General features: G+C 64.7%; 2 pseudogenes. Both read left to right on the top strand.

Features of this window, described 5'->3' with window-relative positions:
• Window positions 1-249 (top strand): annotated as a pseudogene (locus ENZ74_RS35095) (hydantoinase/oxoprolinase family protein); the annotation flags it as partial.
• Window positions 250-347: 98 nt separating this feature from the next.
• A pseudogene (locus tag ENZ74_RS13915) lies at window positions 348-782 on the top strand (malate synthase G); the annotation flags it as partial.

Genomic DNA, 782 nt, shown 5'->3' with positions numbered 1-782 from the left:
TCTATGGGCTGGCTGACCCGCGCCTCGGGCGAGACCGTACGCGATTTCCTCGACGAGGCAGCGGCGATCGCGGCGGCCGAGGCCGATGTCCGCGCCATCGTCGCGGAGCGCGCCAGGGATGCCGGCACCGACAGCGCCGAGATCGACGTCGCCACCGAATTCCGGGTCTCGACCGTCGAGGCCCAGCGCATGTTCATCGAGGCGCATGTCGTGGCCGTGGCCTCGGGAAGGCCGCGCATTGCGGTTTGAGCGACGCGGCGAAATACGCCACCTTCACCCTAAGCTGAATTGACCCGGCAAACCTGACATGCCAAAGGCCCGCAAAGCCTTTCATCTGGAGTAGCCTGATGACCGACCGCATCGAGATCGCCGGATTGCGGATTGCCCGCGAGCTGCATGAGTTCGTGGCCAGGGAAGCGCTGCCGGGCACGGGGATCGAAGCGGACGCCTTCTGGAACGGTTTTTCGGCCGTCGTCCATGATCTGGCGCCGAAGAACCGGGAGCTGCTGGCAAAGCGTGACGCCATCCAGGAACAGATAGACGGCTGGTATCGCGATCACGGCGCGCCGGTCGACATGGAGGCCTACAAGGGCTTCCTGAAAGGGATCGGCTACCTCGTTCCCGAAGGCCCGGCCTTCAGCGTGTCGACCGACAACGTCGACCCGGAAATTGCTGATGTTGCCGGACCGCAGCTGGTCGTGCCGGTGATGAATGCGCGCTATGCGCTCAACGCTGCAAATGCGCGCTGGGGTTCGCTCTACGATGCGCTCTACGGCACCGAT

Origin of the sequence: Mesorhizobium sp. M7A.F.Ca.CA.002.15.2.1, from assembly GCF_003998715.1 — a bacterium.
GTDB lineage: Bacteria > Pseudomonadota > Alphaproteobacteria > Rhizobiales > Rhizobiaceae > Mesorhizobium > Mesorhizobium ciceri.
This window is presented reverse-complemented; position numbering and strand designations above follow the sequence as displayed.